The 17,834-nt window shown below is 59.7% G+C and carries 15 protein-coding genes and 5 pseudogenes; 11 read left to right on the top strand and 9 right to left on the bottom strand.

Translation table 11 applies throughout. The annotated features are described in order from the left end of the window. Window positions 1-233: 233 nt before the first annotated feature. Window positions 234-1,556, bottom strand: a complete 1,323-nt coding sequence (locus B0O95_RS06380; protein WP_104077157.1) for an IS5 family transposase — start codon at window positions 1,554-1,556, stop codon at window positions 234-236. 106 nt (window positions 1,557-1,662) lie between these two features. Between B0O95_RS06380 and B0O95_RS17345 the strand changes: the two are divergent. Continuing rightward, window positions 1,663-1,919 (top strand): annotated as a pseudogene (locus B0O95_RS17345) (type II toxin-antitoxin system RelE/ParE family toxin). Further along, a complete protein-coding gene (locus tag B0O95_RS06370) occupies window positions 1,853-2,125 on the top strand; it encodes a HigA family addiction module antitoxin (RefSeq protein ID WP_104077156.1) in 273 nt (90 codons plus the stop codon). Before B0O95_RS17345 ends, B0O95_RS06370 begins: the two are co-directional and overlap by 67 nt. A gap of 661 nt (window positions 2,126-2,786) precedes the next feature. On the opposite strand, the gene B0O95_RS15390 is transcribed toward B0O95_RS06370, so the two are convergent. The 4 genes and pseudogenes from B0O95_RS15390 to B0O95_RS15385 all read right to left on the bottom strand — a co-directional run. Then, complete coding sequence (locus tag B0O95_RS15390) at window positions 2,787-3,110, bottom strand: hypothetical protein (protein WP_146064002.1); 324 nt, start codon at window positions 3,108-3,110, stop codon at window positions 2,787-2,789. 325 nt (window positions 3,111-3,435) lie between these two features. Then, entirely contained in the window at window positions 3,436-3,513 is a 78-nt protein-coding gene (locus B0O95_RS17340; RefSeq protein WP_233203200.1) for a type II toxin-antitoxin system YafQ family toxin, read from the bottom strand. Window positions 3,514-4,020: 507 nt separating this feature from the next. Next, window positions 4,021-4,761: pseudogene (locus tag B0O95_RS06360) on the bottom strand (lytic polysaccharide monooxygenase); the annotation flags it as partial. 544 nt (window positions 4,762-5,305) lie between these two features. Then, a pseudogene (locus tag B0O95_RS15385) lies at window positions 5,306-5,392 on the bottom strand (ATP-binding cassette domain-containing protein); the annotation flags it as partial. A 61-nt stretch (window positions 5,393-5,453) separates the two neighbouring features. On the opposite strand from B0O95_RS15385, the pseudogene B0O95_RS06355 reads away from it, so the two are divergent. Then, window positions 5,454-5,814: pseudogene (locus tag B0O95_RS06355) on the top strand (hypothetical protein). On the opposite strand, the gene B0O95_RS06350 reads toward B0O95_RS06355, so the two are convergent. From B0O95_RS06350 to lexA, 3 genes are read right to left on the bottom strand one after another with little or no spacing between them, the layout of a single operon-like run. Next, window positions 5,809-6,471: a DUF2939 domain-containing protein gene (locus B0O95_RS06350; protein WP_104077155.1), complete on the bottom strand. Its 663-nt coding sequence runs from the start codon at window positions 6,469-6,471 to the stop codon at window positions 5,809-5,811. The pseudogene B0O95_RS06355 and the gene B0O95_RS06350 overlap by 6 nt on opposite strands. Window positions 6,472-6,495: 24 nt before the next feature. Further along, window positions 6,496-6,819 carry a hypothetical protein gene (locus B0O95_RS06345; RefSeq protein WP_104077154.1) on the bottom strand — a complete coding sequence of 108 codons (324 nt, stop codon included), beginning with the start codon at window positions 6,817-6,819 and terminating at the stop codon, window positions 6,496-6,498. A gap of 20 nt (window positions 6,820-6,839) precedes the next feature. Then, a complete protein-coding gene (lexA, locus tag B0O95_RS06340; RefSeq protein WP_104077153.1) occupies window positions 6,840-7,487 on the bottom strand; it encodes a transcriptional repressor LexA in 648 nt (215 codons plus the stop codon). 218 nt (window positions 7,488-7,705) lie between these two features. Here lexA and B0O95_RS06335 point away from each other — a divergent pair. The 5 genes and pseudogenes from B0O95_RS06335 to B0O95_RS06315 all read left to right on the top strand — a co-directional run bounded on the left by B0O95_RS06335 (window position 7,706) and on the right by B0O95_RS06315 (window position 12,695). Next, window positions 7,706-8,754: pseudogene (locus B0O95_RS06335) on the top strand (sulfate ABC transporter substrate-binding protein). A gap of 110 nt (window positions 8,755-8,864) precedes the next feature. Beyond that, a complete protein-coding gene (gene cysT / locus B0O95_RS06330) occupies window positions 8,865-9,761 on the top strand; it encodes a sulfate ABC transporter permease subunit CysT (protein WP_104077152.1) in 897 nt (298 codons plus the stop codon). Continuing rightward, window positions 9,758-10,669: a sulfate ABC transporter permease subunit CysW gene (gene cysW / locus B0O95_RS06325; RefSeq protein ID WP_104077151.1), complete on the top strand. Its 912-nt coding sequence runs from the start codon at window positions 9,758-9,760 to the stop codon at window positions 10,667-10,669. Before cysT ends, cysW begins: the two co-directional genes overlap by 4 nt. A gap of 20 nt (window positions 10,670-10,689) precedes the next feature. After that, window positions 10,690-11,751: a sulfate/molybdate ABC transporter ATP-binding protein gene (locus B0O95_RS06320; protein ID WP_104077150.1), complete on the top strand. Its 1,062-nt coding sequence runs from the start codon at window positions 10,690-10,692 to the stop codon at window positions 11,749-11,751. Between the two features lie 17 nt (window positions 11,752-11,768). Then, window positions 11,769-12,695 (top strand): CysB family HTH-type transcriptional regulator, encoded by a 927-nt coding sequence (locus B0O95_RS06315; protein ID WP_104077149.1) that lies wholly within the window; start codon window positions 11,769-11,771, stop codon window positions 12,693-12,695. Window positions 12,696-12,759: 64 nt separating this feature from the next. Here the strand turns inward: B0O95_RS06315 and B0O95_RS06310 are convergent, their stop codons facing one another. Then, window positions 12,760-13,194 carry a hypothetical protein gene (locus B0O95_RS06310; RefSeq protein WP_104077148.1) on the bottom strand — a complete coding sequence of 145 codons (435 nt, stop codon included), beginning with the start codon at window positions 13,192-13,194 and terminating at the stop codon, window positions 12,760-12,762. A gap of 271 nt (window positions 13,195-13,465) precedes the next feature. Between B0O95_RS06310 and B0O95_RS06305 the strand changes: the two genes are divergently transcribed. The 3 genes from B0O95_RS06305 to B0O95_RS06295 are packed head-to-tail and all read left to right on the top strand — an operon-like array spanning window position 13,466 to window position 17,808. Further along, window positions 13,466-15,340 carry a sensor histidine kinase gene (locus B0O95_RS06305; RefSeq protein WP_199180443.1) on the top strand — a complete coding sequence of 625 codons (1,875 nt, stop codon included), beginning with the start codon at window positions 13,466-13,468 and terminating at the stop codon, window positions 15,338-15,340. Beyond that, the gene (locus B0O95_RS06300; RefSeq protein WP_076786930.1) at window positions 15,337-15,786 is read left to right on the top strand and encodes a response regulator; all 450 of its coding nucleotides are present in this window, start codon (window positions 15,337-15,339) and stop codon (window positions 15,784-15,786) included. Before B0O95_RS06305 ends, B0O95_RS06300 begins: the two co-directional genes overlap by 4 nt. Window positions 15,787-15,804: 18 nt before the next feature. After that, complete coding sequence (locus tag B0O95_RS06295; RefSeq protein WP_104077146.1) at window positions 15,805-17,808, top strand: response regulator; 2,004 nt, start codon at window positions 15,805-15,807, stop codon at window positions 17,806-17,808. Window positions 17,809-17,834 lie beyond the last annotated feature (26 nt).

Below are 17,834 nucleotides of genomic sequence, written 5' to 3'. Positions count from 1 at the left end.
CAACTTTGAAATGGCCGGCGTGATCTCGATAGGTTCGATTACCTCTGCACGCTTTTGCCGCGCTGCTTTGCGCACTTAATCCGGATGATGACGACCATCTCATCTATCTGCGGCCACGACAGAGAGTGATGCGACCCAAGACGTGAACGCCAGGAAGTCTTCCGGTTCTGGCACCTCAGTGCGTGGATGCTCATTAGTCCGTCCTGAACAATTCGCTTTGCTCTGCGGCGAGTTCATGCTGCTGACACCCTGTGAGCCTCGCGATTGAGCAGAGCAACCCAGATCAGGGCGTAAAAAAGCCGCAGCTTCCTGAGAATCATGCGCAGGTTGTGGCCGGCGCCGCACAGCACCGCATGGATGGCATCGCCCAGCACCCCTTTGAGCCAGTTGCGATCGAGCTTGCCGTCTGCTTTCATATGGCCAATGACCGGCTCGATTGCACTGCGCCGCCGGATCATGGCTCGCAAGCCGCGTGTGATGCCACGACGCAAACCCGGATGATAGATTTTCACGCCATCGATGGCTACACCCTTGTAGCCACGGTCCACGACGGCGATTTGCGGTTGAACCTCGCTCAAGATTGACGCCTGTTCCAGTGCTTCGGCCAGCGTATGACCGTCATAAGGATTGCCCGGCATCGAGCGCGCGCCCACCACCAGGCCTTCTTTGTGCGTCGTCGTGATCGACACTTTCACGCCGAATTCGTACGGCTTGCGCACTTTACCCTTGGCCAGGCACTCGACTTCCGGCGCATGCAGCACATACAGCTTGTTTTTGTCCTTCTGCTTCTGCGTGAGAATCCGCTTCGTGCGGCCAATCAGCGCTTCCAACGCTGCGCGACTTGGCTCAGCGACACCATTCAGCTGCCGCTCCAGATCACGCATCACACGTCCCACTCGAGAACGCAAAGTGCGCAGCGCTTTGTTCATCCGCTTGTACTGCTTCGCATGTGCATAGCGGCCGATCTGGCTTGCCAGGCGCGGGGCCTCGCGATTGTAGTTTTGCCGCAGCTTCAGCCCGTGCCGGGCGGCCGCTTTCACCAGATGTGCCCGGCAACGCTCGAGCAGGCGCGAATCGGTGGGATGCGCAATCGCCTTTTCCATCACTGTCGTATCGACAATCACCCGTTTCAGGCTCGAGGTCTTGATGACGTTGGCCCGCTTAGCCGCCTCGATCGTCTCGGCCAGCAGTTCTTCAATGCCCGCTTCGCCCAGTCGCTTGCGCCAGCGCGTCAGGCTCGACGCCTCGATCGGCGGCCGGGTCTGCAAGTACGTCTCACTCGTAAAAACTTGCCAGTACGGATTCTCCAGCCATTGCCAGACCACGTTCTCATCCGACAGGTCGAAGGCGTGCTGCAAATACAGCAACCCCGCGATCAAACGCGGCGACGTTGCCGGCCGGCCGCGCTGCGACACGAAGCTCGTGCTCATCGCCGTGCTCAATCGGTCCCAGTCAATCAGATCGGCCAGACGAACCAATGGATGCTTTAAGTTGATCTGCTCGCGCAGCGGCTGGCGGAACAAATCTCCCTCTGGCACCGGCGTCTTCGGACCCATTCAACCCCCGTCGAAATTTGCAGGAAATTCACGCCAATATGCCTGCCTCTTGCAGATCCCACAATACCATTCCGGCCTCAGAGCCTTACTGCACCAGCGTTTTCGAATTGTTCAGGACGGACTCATTAACGGTAGGCGCGTTGCCCGCTTTGCCGATATCGAGGCTGTCGCCATACGGAAGTTGCAGCAACTGTAAGCTGCCGTTGATCTGGATTTTTTGAAAATCCCGCCGGGAAACCAGTTGGAGGCCTTGGAGCGAGATCGAATCGGCCAGTACAGCACCGCATTAACAGCCAATGGCGCGTATGTTTCAAGTTTGCGAATGGCTTGAGCCGATGGGCATTTCGCAATATGCTTTGGTGAAAGCGATCGAGGTGCCACCGCGTCGTATCAACGAGATCATTAAACACGGTCGTGCCATCACGGCTGATACGGCTGTGCAGTTGGGTGCTTTCTTTGGTCCGCAAAGCTGGATGAATCTACAGACGCACTACGATACCGAAATGACGAAGGAACGGATCGGCGTTGAGAAGATCGCTGCGATCCAGCAACATGCAACGTCGGTTTGACATAGTGCAAACCACGCACAATAATCTGCGGTATTTGATACACGTCATATGTACGTCCAAAGCCCGCTAAACGAACGCCAGCGGGTTTTTTGCGTTTACCGACTCATCGGCCACTCAGACCGTCAAATTGCAGTCCGGAACAAGCCGGTAAGTGTCCGCAGCAACTTCGGCATTGCGTCAAGCTTTTATCCTTACCGGTAGCGATGCGCCGTTGGCTCGGCGTGAAGGTTTTTGACAGGGGATAAGTATGCAACGGTACGCAAGTGTGTCGCCGATTGCCAAAATCGTTAATCCGTCAAGAGTGCGGGGGCTACTGCGGGATAGTCTGATGAGCCCGGATCGCCATGATAGGTTTCAAAAGAATTTTCGACGATGCGCTGCATCTATCACAGCATGGGGAGCGCACTGGCCTGAACGTACTGCGGTAAGAAACTAGTTAAAAGTCAGAGAAGTTAAAGGTTAGAAAGAGAGATTTTTACATCATTGCTTTGCCCGCCTTGCGGCTTAATAAAAATTTTTCCGATAAGGCGGGCACCCGAAGCGTAGGCTCAATAAGACGATAGGATTTATAGTTTTTATTTATAGTGGTTATCGTATAAAAAGAAAAATTTTGACAAAACTCTATTAGCGGCTATTTGTTTGTTATTGTTTTTTGCGTGCTTTAACGGTATCTTTCGATAAGAATATAGGGTGTGCCTTCTTGTAAATGTTTGTTCATAGAAGGGCCTGTTGTGTAAACTCCAATAATACGGAAACCCATGGTATAAATTTGTGATGTGGTTGCTAATGGCCTATAAAAAAACCTTTCCATAATTTCGTCATCGCATTTCCATTGCATATTAATTCCCAGTTCTGTGCTGGCTATAATACTTTTCCCTCTTTCCGTTTGTTTTGCGGGAAAGCAAAACCCGCCATCAATTGCAAATGCATTTTTTGTTGTGAAGAATGCCATGCAAATCAAAGAGATGAAAAATTTATTATTCATTCTGTCTCTCCTTTGATGAATAAATTAATATATGTGACAAAATGCGGACGTAAATTAACTTATAACAAGCTTATCAGCTGGTGCAAGGAAAATTTCCCATGCATGGGAGTGCGTCACTAGCAAACAGTTACTTACCCTTACCTCACCAAGCGTAACATGCGTTTTTCCAGATGGCTAGTATGAGGAGCCCAACTAACATGGCGACGTAACACATCGATGAAGGATGCTGAATAATCCGCCATATTTGATATAAATCATGCCAGGCGTGCGACCCAGTCTGCTGAGAGAAAAGCCAGCGTTTACTAATTGGGATGCACTGTGAATATTACCACTCGAATATTTCACTGTGTGAAGCAAGCCGCGTTAATCTAAGAATGTCGGAATTTGACTTTCGGTAGGTCAGTAGTAGGTCGGGCTTAATGTGGCGATCGCGGTAGCCTACCCACCGTCGGAAAGGTCGTGGGCGCGGTAGCGAGCGACCAACGGCTGGTGGATCGTTAGAGCGAATAGTACCGGCTTGGCCGCATCATCCGGTGTGGTGCGGTGTTGCCCTTGGCCTCCTGCTTGTAGTCACGTTTGAACGCAGACGATCGGTCATTCATTGAATAGATTGACAATTAGATCGAACGGCAAATATCGGATCACGCCGGAGGACGTCATTACCTTTGAACGGACTGAACTGAGAGCAGCAAGATCGCCAAGCGAATATTGAGGGCACTGCTGTCCCCAACTGCGGTGGAGTTGCTTCGTGCATTCGTTCAACGATATTAAACGTAGGGGGCGACCTGGACGAGCCGGGGTGCTTTCGCCCATCATGCGAAGGTGTGCCTGCTCGCCGGCCTTAAGCGCAGGGCTGGGCGCTCAAAGAGCGCCCAGCTCAACTCACTTCAACGCCTGGCGTACTTGCTCATTCACGCACGATCGTTACATCACTGCAATTGAAAAAACCCTCGTTGCCTGCATCTATACGTTGCCAGTAGCTGTAAAGAATCGCATCACCTACACGGTTTTCCGGAATAGGAACGTTGAGTTTATAAAATGACTGTACATTCGGCAAATGGCCTGCACCATTAGCTGGCACCGGAGCTGGAGCGGGTGCATCGTAAATCAGTTCAAGATCCGACCAGCTTAGTGGCCGAGTCGGATCGTATGAGGGCTTGGAGATAAACACACGCATGTATGAAGGATTATGCGCTGTCGTGTTTTCCCAGGCTAGCTCTATAGAACCATTTCGGGGGGTAATTTTGGTTTTACGCCAAAGGGTCGTTGGTGCACGGTCCAGTCCCTGCTTGCGCGGGTCGCCTCCCGCGCACAGTAGCCCGTCGGGCACGGCCCGTTTGACCTCGTCAAAATTATCGGGATTCCTTGGGTTGGCGGAGACTTCGTTCCACTGCACAAACGGGTAAGCACTATTGTCGCCTGCGCGGTAGGCAGCCAGGCAATCAGCGTGCGGAATACCGGAGCCGTCTGGTGACGACCAATAGCCTCCGTCCAAATGGCATTGATACTGTCGGGCGATTGGAAAACCTACCGCGCCATGCGCGCTCACTTCCTGCACCACGCCGCTTATGCCTGCCATCCCCGCTAACCATAGACAAGTTGCACGCCAGCCCAGGCTAGAACGCCCCAAATTTCTTCTCATCTTTTTCATCGCTTTCTCCTTGAGATAAAAATTCAGCTTGTACCGCATCAACTCCCCAATAGTTAGACCGAAACTACAGCGTCTAACACCACTGCAACAGTCAACCGACGTACCTACCGGATACGCCGATCCACTCCTTGCCCGTTTGCCCCCGGATCCACGCAAGCTGACTTAAACACGTTGAGTGACACTCGATGCGTTGTCCCAGTCGCACTTCTCCGCGTGGCTCGCTTTTTGTGCTCAATCTCAGCCTCATGGCGCTTTGCGATTCTTCAGCCAGTAACCCGAACCCGTTTTCCTTCTAGTTCGCTACGTCCCGAAGCGACTCCATCGGAGCATGTCTCTAAATATCATAAATTTGTGAATTGATGATTCATTGATTTCGAACTCACTGTAAACTAGGTGTATTGCTTCCGCAAGAAATTTCCATGAGCCAACAAGCGCGCGCGGGTCGCGCACGCACGAGTGCGTGCCTTCGCGTGGTGAAGAGTACGCAAAACTCGTCAAACAGTTACGATATTAAATCGAAACGAGGCCAACGATTGCTACGGATTCCAATCCTCGCCAGCGCCATGCCGAGCACCATACGCAGCGTGGTCGTCTTGCCGGCGCCGTTCGGCCCCAGTAACCCGTAGCACCGCCTGTTTTGGCGGTAAACGACAGGGCAGTGCTACGATGGGTCGCGGGAAGGGCGCAAAGCATTGCGCCAGGGAACCGACGTGGCACTGGACCTGAGCGCGCAGACGCATGTGCTGGCCGTCATGAACATGCGCTCGAGCATTGCGCAAAGCGCGGGGCTGATGACCGACGTGGCGTGCGGGCAGTTCGAGCAGGCGGCGCGGGACATCCTGCGGGAAGGGGTGGATGGGCTCGGAGAATACGCAGCTGCTGGACCGTGTGCGCTGCAGCATCCTCGTTGCCGTCACGAGCGCGGGTGAAGCGGATGGAGCCGAGTTATCCACCGCCGCAGCCGCCGAAAGAGTCCGAATCGGATCTGAATCGGCGCACTGCGGTGTGGGCTTGCATGTGGTCTGTCGCGTGTCGCAACGGCCCGCATCATGAACCGTTGAGTTTGACCCCGACAAGTTGCCAACTGAAGACGCCGGTGCGGTGAAAAATCGTCGCATACGGTGGTTCCTTCGGATCAGTGCGGTATCGGACCACGAACTCATTGATGCCGCGATAGCCGGCGCTCACTTGAGCGCCGCCGCTTACGGATGTGCCGGCCGCGGGCTGCCGGCTGCCTGATGTATTGAAACCGGCGGAAGCCGAGGTACCTGAAACGGCTGCGCCGCGTGTCGCATCGGCTTGCGGAGCCCGCACCGGGCCCGGCGGTGCCGTGTCGCTCGCCACATCGCGCGGGGGCATGCCGGCCAGCAACGCGGCCACGCCGTCTGGCGTCGCATAAATCTCGACAATGGGTGCGATCAATGCGGAGCCGACCATCGTGCCGACACTAGCGACTGCCTGCGCCAGCGGCGAATCGTCCGCATGCGCCCCGACCGCGCGCGCGATTCGTGCATTGAGTTCCTGTTTCAGACTGGTACGCAATGCAGGGTAGTTGACGTATCGATTGACCGCCTCGGCGTCGCGCGCATCGGCTGCATGCTCCAGGCGGCTCAAGACGATATAAGGCGACGCGTAGCTGAGCATGCCTGCCAGCACGCTAGCTAGCGCCACCCCTGCGGCGACAAGACGCTTGAATGAGGCCGATGTCATATGCGCAGTTGTAGCGGGAGCAAATTAATCCAGCAAGCTGGGGGCAACCCCAGTCTCCTCTGCCGCGATATACCGGTCGATCATGCTGCAAACCGCATCGATATGGCCCACGAGCACCACACGCGACGCACTGCGGTAGACGCGCACCGGATCGTCCTTGCGCAATGGGCGACGACGGGTCGGTTCAGCCTGAGGCACGCCGTGGCGCAGCGGCACGCGCGCGAAAGCCGGCAACCCGGATGGCAATGAAGTGGCGGGGCGCGACGATGCACCACATGGCACGAGGCCTCGCAGATGACGCAGGCGCCCGAACGCGCGTAATGGAAACAGGTGGGCAAGTCGTTTCATCGGTTTCTCCGTGTCGGTACTCAGAACGCGTTGGGACGGATTAAGCCGACCGCAATGCCTTCCAGTTCGAAATCTTCCTGTCCCGGGCTTACGACGATGTTCTCGTAATCCGGATTTTCCGCGATCAGTTCGATGCCATTCGCCAGTCGATGGAAGCGTTTGACCGTCACGTCGTCGCCCAGCCGCGCCACCACGATCTGGCCTTCTTTCGCGTCGTGCTGTTTCTGTACGGCCAGCAGATCTCCGTCGAAGATTCCCGCATCGCGCATCGACATCCCGCGCACTTTCAAAAGATAGTCGGGCCGGCTCGCAAACAGCGCTGGATCGCACGCGTAACGCTGCTCGATATGCTCGTGAGCCAGGATCGGACTGCCGGCCGCGACGCGACCGACTAGCGGCAGTGACAACTGCACGAGCGCCGGATGCGGTAGCGTGTAGTGGCGCGGTCCGTCTTCCGTCGACAGCAACCGGATCCCGCGTGACGCACCCGCCGCCAGTTCGATCACCCCTTTGCGCGCCAGCGCGCGCAAGTGCTCTTCGGCCGAATTGGCCGAGCTGAAGCCGAGTTCTGCAGCGATCTCGGCGCGCGTCGGCGGAAAGCCGGTGCGCTCGATCGCGCGGCGGATCAAGTCGTAGACCTGCTGCTGACGGACGGTGAGTTTAGTCATGGTTACTGTATGGATGAACAGACGCCTGTATTTTTATACAGTATCTGCGGTATTTCAAGTGCTAGTTGCAATCGTCGTCCCCCGGTCAGGGGATAGAGAGGCTCCTCGCTCGGTGTCTTACGACTTTTGAATATAAAAGCATAAGGAACGATTATTTTTGATAATGAAATGCGTTCGTTAGACTTGGCCGGTCCCTCACGACATCCACGGGCATACAAATGAGTGAACAGGCAACGGGGCGGGCGCGGCAGCGCGACAGCGCATCGGTGTGGCGGCGCTTGGCTGCGGCATGGGTGCTGACGGGCGGCGTCGTGGTCAGCGGCACGACCGTCGCGGGCAGTACGCTACTCAATGTGTCGTACGATCCGACGCGGGAGCTGTACCAGGATGTGAATCAGGCGTTCGCAAAGGAATGGAAGGCCAAGACCGGCGAGAGCGTTTCGTTCAGGCAGTCGCACGGCGGCTCGGGCGCGCAGGCGCGCTCGGTCATCGATGGCTTGCAGGCGGACGTCGTCACGTTGGCGCTGGCCTACGATATCGACGCGATCGCCAAGAAGGGGCTGATTGATGCGGATTGGCAAAAACGCTTGCCGGACAATGCGTCACCGTACACGTCGACGATCGTGTTCGTCGTGCGCAAAGGCAATCCGAAACGTATTAAGGGCTGGGACGATCTGGTCAAGCCGGGCGTGTCCATTGTCACACCGAACCCGAAGACCTCCGGTGGCGCACGTTGGAACTACTTGGCCGCATGGGCGTACGCGGTGCACCAGCTGGGCGGTAATGAGCAAAAGGCGCGCGAGTTCGTCGCGAAGCTGTACAAGAATGTCGGAGTGCTCGATTCCGGCGCGCGGGGAGCGACCACCAGCTTCGTGCAGCGCGGCATCGGCGACGTGCTGGTCACCTGGGAAAACGAGGCATTCCTGTCGCTCAAGGAATTCGGGCCCGACACATTCGAGATCGTGATGCCATCGGTCAGCATCCTGGCCGAACCGCCGGTCGCGTTGGTCGATAAGGTGGTGGACCGACACGGCACGCCAAGCTCGCACAGGCTTACCTGAACTTCCTGTACACCGAGCAGGGCCAGCAGATTGCGGCGAAGCACTTTTATCGGCCGCGCTCGAGCAAGGTGCCCGAGGCGCTGACCCGGCCGTTTCCGAAGCTCAAGTTGTACACGGTCGACGATACATTCGGCGGATGGGCGAATGCTCAAAAAGTGCATTTTGCCGACGGTGGAGTATTTGATTTGATTTATCAGCCACAGTAAGCCGACGACGGCCGCCAGGCGGCGGCCCGCGGCCTGAGATGGCTGTCGGCGTGCGCCGAGCCCGGATTCTTTGGGCCCGGCGCGAGCGGTGCTTGAGGCGAGTAACAGGCATGAGTCGTTTTTCTTTTCGCAAGCCCAGTGCATTGCCCGGGTTCGGTGTCACGCTCGGTATCACGGTGGCGTATTTGGGCCTAGTGGTGCTGATCCCGCTCGCCGCGACCTTCTTGAAGACGGCGACATTGACGTGGCCCGAGTTCGCGCGTGCCGTCGCATCGCCGCGCGTGCTGGCCTCGTACCGGCTCACGTTCTGCGCGTCGCTGGGCGCCGCGCTGCTCAATGCGGTGTTCGGCTTTCTCGTAGCATGGGTGCTTGTGCGGTACGAGTTTCCGTTCAAGCGGCTCGTCGATGCGGTGGTCGATCTGCCGTTCGCTTTGCCCACTGCGGTCGCTGGCATTGCGCTGGCCGCCGTCTACTCGGATAACGGCTGGGTGGGCTCGCTGCTCGCCCCGCTCGGCATCAAGGTGGCGTTCACGCCGCTCGGGATGCTGGTCGCGCTGACCTTCATTGGCATGCCGTTCGTGGTACGCACCGTGCAGCCGGTGCTGGAGGACTTCGAGCGAGAGCAGGAGGAGGCCGCTGCCTGCCTCGGTGCGACGCGCTGGCTGGCCTTTCGCCGTGTGGTCCTGCCTTCGTTGCTGCCCGCGTTGCTGACGGGTTTTGCGCTCGCGTTCGCGCGTGCACTTGGCGAATATGGCTCGGTGATTTTCATTGCGGGCAATATGCCAATGAAGTCTGAAATCACATCATTGTTGATTATCACGAAGCTGGAACAGTACGACTATGCGGGTGCGACGGCACTGGCAGTTGTGATGTTGCTCGTATCGTTCCTGCTGCTGCTGGCGATCAACACGCTGCAATGGGTGCTGCAGCGGCGCACATCCAGTACGCGCCGCGCGGCGCCATCTGGCGTCGCACCGTCCGTGGTCGTGGCTGGAGGGGCGCAATGAGCCAGCAAGCCACTCAATCGGCGGTCGCGATCGGCGCTAGCGTGCAGTCGAGGCGGGCGCCGCGCGTGGGCGCGACGACCGAGCCACGTGCGGTACGTTGGGCGCTGACTGCGATCGCACTGCTTTTTCTTGGTCTGTTCCTAGTGCTGCCGCTGGTCGCGGTGTTCTATCAGGCGCTAGCCAAGGGCGTGGGGGCCTATCTGAACGCCCTGACCGACCCGGATGCGCTGTCGGCAATCAAGCTGACATTGATCACGGCGGTAATTGCCGTGCCGCTGAACGTCGTATTCGGCTTGTGCGCGTCATGGGCAATTGCAAAGTTCGAGTTCCGCGGCAAGAGCCTGCTGACCACGCTGATCGACTTGCCATTTTCGGTATCGCCGGTGATCTCTGGGCTGATCTACGTGCTGATGTTCGGCGCGCAAGGCTGGTTCGGCCCGTGGCTACAGGATCGCAACGTGCAGATCATCTTCGCGGCGCCGGGCATCGTGCTGGCGACGGTGTTCGTCACGTTTCCGTTTGTTGCGCGCGAGTTGATCCCGCTGATGCAGGCGCAGGACGCCGACGAGGAGGAAGCGGCCCGCGTGCTGGGCGCCTCCGGCTGGCAGATCTTTCGGCGCGTGACGCTGCCCAATGTCAAGTGGGGCCTGTTGTACGGTGTGATCTTGTGCAACGCCCGCGCCATGGGTGAGTTTGGTGCCGGCTCGGTGGTCTCTGGCCACATTCGTGGGCAGACCAACACGATGCCCCTGCACGTGGAAATTCTCTACAACGAATACAATTTCGTCGCCGCGTTCGCGTTCGCGGTCGCGTCGCTACTGGCGTTGCTTGCGCTGGTGACGCTCGCGCTGAAGTTGATCGCGCAACGACGGCTCACCCAGACGTCGAGCGAGCCGGCAGCCAGCTAGTCATCTAGGCAGAAATTGATATGGGCATTATCGTTCGCAACTTGCAAAAGCATTTTGGCGATTTCGCCGCGCTCGACAACGTGTCGCTGGAATTCCCGTCCGGCGAACTGGTCGCGCTACTCGGGCCCTCCGGCTGTGGCAAGACCACGCTGCTGCGCGTGATTGCAGGTTTGGAGTATGCGGACGCGGGTCAGGTCGTGCTGCACGGGCAGGACGTGAACGACGTCGGCGCGCGCGAGCGTCAGGTCGGTTTCGTGTTTCAGCACTATGCGCTGTTCCGTCATATGACGGTGTTTGAGAACGTCGCGTTCGGGCTGCGTGTGAAGCCGCGTCGCGAGCGCCCCTCAGAGGCGAAAATCCGGGAAAAGGTCCACGAGCTGCTTAAGCTTGTGCAACTGGATTGGCTTGCGCAACGCTATCCGTCTGAGCTGTCGGGCGGACAGCGCCAACGCATTGCGCTGGCGCGTGCGCTTGCGGTCGAGCCCAAGGTGTTGTTGCTCGACGAGCCGTTCGGCGCGCTCGATGCCAAGGTGCGCAAGGAGCTGCGCAGCTGGTTGCGGCGTTTGCACGACGACCTGCATATCTCGACTATCTTCGTCACGCATGACCAAGAGGAGGCACTGGAGGTTGCAGACCGGATCGTGGTGCTCAATCGCGGCCGCGTCGAGCAGATCGGTAGCCCGCAGGACGTCTACGATCATCCGGGCAGTGCGTTCGTCTATGAATTTCTCGGCGCGGCGAATCGGCTGTCCGGCACGCTGGGCGAACAGGGCTTCGTGACGCACGGCGAAGGCGCACGGATCGCCGCGCGGGGTGACTTCAGCGGACCAGCGCTCGCCTTCGTGCGGCCGCACGATCTACAACTGTTGCCGCAGGCGGGCGCCGCGCAGAACGGTATCCGCGTGGACGTGCGGCGGATCGTGCCGCTGGGCGGCTCGGTGCGCGTCGAGCTCCAGGCTCAGGCTGGCCAGACGCTGAAAGCGGAACTCGATCGTGACGCATGGCCCGCGCTGGGGCTGGACGTCGGCGACGGCGTGACCGCGGTGCCGCGCGCCGTGCGGGTGTTTCCCGCGCAACGATGAGAAATTGAGAAAACAAAATGAACTTCCAGCAACTGCGCTTCGTGCGCGAGGCCGTGCGCCAAAACATGAATCTGACCGAAGTGGCAAATGTGCTGTATACGTCGCAATCGGGGGTATCCAAGCAAATCAAGGATCTCGAGGACGAGCTTGGTGTCGATATCTTCATCCGCCGGGGCAAGCGGCTCACTGGCTTGACGGAGCCCGGCAAAGCCGTGCACACGCTGATTGAGCGCATGTTGCTCGATGCGGAAAACCTGCGCCGTGTCGCGCGGCAGTATGCCGATCAGGACACTGGCCATCTGGTGGTCGCCACCACGCACACGCAAGCGCGCTACTCACTGCCCAAGGTCGTGCATCGTTTTAAGGAGATGTATCCGAAGGTCCATCTCGCGCTGCGCCAGGGCAGTCCGCACCAGATCGCGCAGATGGTGATCAACGGCGACGCGGACATCGGCATCGCGACCGAGGGCCTGGACCGCTACGGCGAGATCGTGACGTTCCCAGGTTACTCATGGCACCACACCGTCGTGGTGCGAAGAGAGCATCCGCTCGCGACCCGGCCCGCAGTGACGCTGGAGGATATTGCCGACTACCCGATCATCACGTACGACCAGGATTTCACGGGACGCTCGCACGTGGATCAGGCGTTTGTGCGGGCCGGTGTTGCGCCGGATGTGGTGCTGACGGCGATCGACGCGGACGTGATCAAGACGTATGTCGAACTGGGACTGGGCGTGGGCATTGTCGCTGCAATGGCGTACGATCCGAAGCGAGACAGTGAGTTGGTTGCACTGGACACACAGCACTTGTTCGAGCCGAGCACGACCCGCGTCGGACTGCGCAAGGGCGCGTTTCTGCGCGCCTATGCATACCGGTTGATCGAGATGTTCGCGCCCCATTTGACCGAAGCCGAGGTGTCCGGCCAGTTGCGCGAAGCCGCCTGACGGCGTGAACACACCGATGAACGGCATGCGGCTGCCCAGCGGCACGTCGTGGATTAGTCGTGGATTATGTCTGCCGTGTGCGCAGCGGGCGTCGCGTGTCACGTTCGGCGCCGTGTGAGCGCCGATTTGTGATCGAGCAGAATTGAGGAAGGATCGCGGTGCGCGCCAGGCTGGCGAACACCAGGAAGCCGACGCCGTTGGCTTCATACCAATAGCCGCCGCACTCGAGTCCGTCCAGCGGCTGCTCCAACGCATGGGCCACCGATTCGATGCAGCGCCGGCGCAACTCGGCCGCACGCGGGTAGGGCGGCTGCGCGCCGCGCACCGTGCAGATCAGCACGTCCAAGCCCGGCAGCGCATGCGCATACAGTACGGGTTCGTCCTGGGCGCGGGCGCGCGCGATCTTGGTGTCGAGCTGCGCGAACGGCTCGCAGCCAGCGAGTTGGGCCAAAAAGGACTCGTCGCTGCAGGCGCGTCTGTGCTTTTTTGAAGTGGGCATGGTATTCGCCTCGAAACGGCTCGGATGGAATGAAAAGACGGCGGTCGCGGCAAACGCAGCAGCAGTCGTCGCGCAGGCGTTCCGATCTTTATAGCATATTGGCCGATTCGAAAAAATGAATCCAGATCACGTCGCCGCGAGCCTGCGCCGCGATTGAAATATCGGCGTGCAAGGCCGATAATCGTTTGCTGGCCGGCACTGGACCCGTAATGTGACGCCGGCGTTCGACAAGGGGACATGCATTGACGTTCGAGCGGATGCCGGTTGGCACATGAGGCTCTTTACCAAGGGACTATTGCTCGTCGCGGTGCCGATAGTGTGCGAGCTGGCGCTGTTGGTCGCGTTGTTCGGCGTGGAACGGCAAGTGGCCGACGCCGAACGATGGGCGTTGCAATCTAAAAAGGTGATCAATCAGGCCGAGGCGTTGCTTGGACCGTTGCTGCGCCAGGCGTCGCAATTGCGAGCGGGGATTATCGTCGGTGACCCGTCGTTCGCGGACAAGCGCGCGACATGGATCGAGCTGGCCGACCGGCTTAATGCACTTGAGGCGACAGTAGCCGACAATCCCGAGCAAACGGGTCGCACTGCGCGTATGCGCGAGACGATCGACCGGTATCGCATGCTGACGCAGCGCGTGGCTGAGCAATTACGCGAGGGTGAGCGCCAGCGCGTCATCGAGACATACCGCGGTGAGGAAATGCCGCGCGAGATCAATGAATTTCGCAGCGAGTTGAGCGACTTCGTCGATGCGGAGAACAAGCTGCAGGCGGATCGTAATGCACAGTTGCAAGGCTCGCTGAAGACGCAACAGTTCATGCTCTGGTTTGCGGTGAGTGCGTCGCTGCTGATCGCGGTGATCACAGCGCTTGCGTTTGCGCGACACATCGGCCAGCGGATCGAGGTTTTGACGACGAACGCGCTGCGCCTAGGCACGGGCGAGCCTCTGGGCGCCCCATTGGGCGGCCGCGATGAAATCGCGGAGCTTGACGAGGTGCTGCATGATACGAGCCGCAAGCTGGTGCGGGCGGAACGCGAGCATGCACTGCTGAAGGCCGACCTGCAACGACGTACCGGTGAGCTTGCGCAGGTCAATGAGGAATTGCGTCAACAGACGCAGGACAATGAGATGTTTATTTACAGTGTGTCGCACGATCTGCGCTCACCGTTGGTGAACCTGCAAGGGTTCTCGCGCGAGTTGAAGGTCTCGGCCAGCGAATTGCGCGAGACGATCGGCGAGCTGGATCTGCCCGTGGCCGAGCGTGAACGGCTGCAGCGCATCGTCGACGGCGAGATCCAGGAGTCGATTGGTTTCCTGCAAAACGCGGTCACGCGCGCGGGCGGCATCATTGAAGCATTGCTGCGGCTGTCGCGCGCGGGCCGGATCGAGTACCAGTGGGCGCTGGTGGACGTGAACGCCGTATTGCAGCGGGTGATCGGGGCGCTGAAGGACCAAACGTCGGCGAACGGCGCACGCCTGCTGATTCAGCCGCTGCCGCCGGCATGGGGCGATGCTAGCGCGATCGAGCAGATTTTTGGCCAGTTGGTCGGCAATGCATTTGCTTACCTGGATCCGTCCCGCTGCGGCGTGATCGAGGTTGGTTGGATCAATCCGGGCGGTGACGGCGACTCGCCACAGGCCGCCGCGCCCACGACACACGTCGCGCAACCTGGGGCGGACGGTCGCATCGCAATGGCGCGGCTGACCGGCACGGGCGAGCGCCATCGTATCTATTATGTAAGGGACAACGGGCGCGGCATTCCAGCGGCGTCGCTGCCGAAGGTATTCAGTGCGTTCCAGCGGCTGCATACGGATGCGGGCCCTGGCGATGGGGTAGGGCTTGCGCTGGTCAAGCGGATGGTGGAGCGACATCGTGGACGTGTCTGGGTCGAGTCGGCCGAAGGTGCGGGGTCGACGTTTTACGTCGCGTTACCCGCGCATGCGCCGCTGGGCATAGCGTACCCGGGAGGTGTCGCGATCGGTCACGCACTGGAGGTGAAAAATCAAGAGCGTGGCAAACGTTTGCCTTACTGGGCACAGCGCGATGCGGGCATGGCCGCTCTCCATGTACTGACCGCGCACCGGGTCGAGGACGCCGGTTTCGGCCCGTATGCCGGTGCATACAATACTTCTTGGGAAAAATCATGACAATTGGGGAGACGGTTAGCATCATCCTAATCGAGGACGATGATGGCCATGCGACGCTGGTCGAGCGCAACCTGCGCCGCGCAGGCCTGACCAATGGCTTCAAGCGGCTATCCGACGGTCACCAGGCGCTGGACTATTTCTTCGGGCCCGCGCCGCTCGGCGATCTGCGCAACTGCGTGGTGCTGCTGGATTTGAAGATGCCGCGCGTGGACGGGGTCGAGGTGCTGCGCCGTCTGAAGGAATCGCCGCAAACCGCGTCGCTGCCGGTCATCGTACTCACGACCACCGACGATCCGCGCGAAATCGAGCGGTGCTACGAACTCGGCTGCAATGTCTATATCACCAAGCCGGTTGAATACGATGCATTCATCGAGGCGGTCAGGCGGTTGGGTTTCTTCCTGCAGGTCGTGAAGCTGCCGTGCAGCGTGCGGCCGAGCGCACGCTGACCGCGTTCCGGAGTAATCATGTCCAGCGACGCTCACGTGCTGGTGCTCGACGACGACGAGGGCATCCTACTGCTTGCGGCGCGTGCGTTGCGGCGGGCCGGCTATCGTGTCAGCGCATGTTCGACGGTGCAGCAGGCGCTCGATTGCATCGGCGAGCCGTTGCCCGATCTGCTCGTGCTCGACTACCGGCTCGGTACGCCACAAACCGGACTGGATTTTTTCCGCGGACTGGTTGCGCGTGGGATCAAGCTGCCGGCCATCCTGGCGACAGGCTTTTCGGACGAGTCGCGGATCATTGAGGCGTTGCGTGCCGGTGTGTCCGATGTGGTGCCGAAAGCGGCCGATTACCTCGATTACCTGCCCGAGGCCGTCGAACGTGCGTTGAACGAAGCGCGGATGCGGCGTGTTGTGGCGGAGTCTGAGCGCACGCGCGATCGCGAGCGGCACTATCGAACCATTGCCGAAGCGCTGCCGCATCTGGTCTGGACTTGCACGCCGAGCGGCGAATGCGATTTTCTGTCCAGGCAATGGTCGGATTACACCGGAATGCCGGCTAGCGCGGGACTCGGTGCCGGGTGGTTCGACGCGGTACATGTCGATGATCTTCCCGCGCTGCGTGATACATGGCGACAGACCATCGGGCGGGGCACGGACAGCTTCATCCGCGAGGTAAGGCTGCGGCGTCATGACGGCGTGTATCGCTGGTTTTGCATGCGAGGCACGGCATTGCACGAAGCGGACGGGCGCATTGTGAAGTGGTTCGGCACGTGTACGGACATTCAGGATCAGCGCGAGGCGAGCGACGAGCGCGAGCGGCTGCTCCAGTCCGAGCAGGCGGCACGGCAGGTGGCCGAAGAGGCCAATCGTGCGAAGGACCGTTTTCTCGCGATGTTGTCGCACGAATTGCGCACGCCACTTACGCCGGTGTTGGCCAGTGCGCGAATGCTCGAGCGCGCTCGTGACGTTCCCGAACCGGTGCGCTCCGCCATGAAGATCATTCGACGCAACATCGAGTTGGAGGCCCGCCTGATCGACGATTTACTGGATTTGACGCGGGTGGCCAACGGTAAGCTGCTGCTGGCGTTGGAGACGGTGGACGTGCACGAACTCATCGATGCGGTGCTGGAGATTTTTCGCAGCGACATCCAGGTCAAGCAATTGCGTGTGGAACTGGATTGCGCTGCACAGCACCGCTTCGTGCGCGGCGACCGTGCGCGGTTGCAACAGATGTTGTGGAATTTGATCAAGAACGCAGCCAAGTTTACGCCCGAGCGTGGCCGCATCGTGCTGCGCACGCGCGATGCCGAGGCGCTATCCGAAGCAGGTGCGCCGCAGATCCGGATTGACGTGCAGGATAGCGGTATCGGCATCGCGCCGGAGCAACTGGGGCGACTGTTCAACGCATTCGAACAGGGTGGACAGCGCACCACCCAGCAGTACGGTGGTCTGGGCCTGGGCCTGGCAATCACCAAGGCGCTGACCGACGTGCATGGCGGGACGGTGCACGCCGCCAGTGAAGGCTTAGGGCGCGGCGCCACCTTTACGATCGTGCTGCCTAGTGTCGAGGCACCCGGGCCGGTGATGGAGCGCGGCACGATCGCGGCGGCGCCGCAGCGCGCCACGCTGGACATCCTGCTGGTCGAGGACCACCAGGACACAGCCGACGTGATGGCTCAGCTCATCGCGGGCTTTGGCCACAACGTGATCGCGACCGGGACCGTGGCCTCGGCGCTGCAGGCTGCACGGCAGCAGCGCTTCGATCTCGTGGTCAGCGATATTGGTTTGCCCGATGGTACGGGGCTGGACCTGATCACGGCGTTGCGGGGCATCGAGACTGGCGCACGCGTGCCGGCGGTGGCGCTGACCGGCTATGGCTCGGATGACGACGTGCGCCGCTGTCTGGATGCCGGCTTTATGTCGCATCTGACCAAGCCAGTCAACTTCACACTGCTCGAAGGCCTGATCGAGCAGATCGCGATGGCCAAGGGCAGCGATGACGCGTTGTCCACGCCCACCGCTTGATGCCGCGACGACTGCGCACGACTGCG

Source organism: Mycetohabitans endofungorum (genome assembly GCF_002927045.1).
GTDB classification, from domain to species: Bacteria; Pseudomonadota; Gammaproteobacteria; order Burkholderiales; family Burkholderiaceae; genus Mycetohabitans; species Mycetohabitans endofungorum.
Note: the sequence above shows the minus strand (reverse complement) of the source record. Positions and strands in the feature narration are given on the sequence as shown.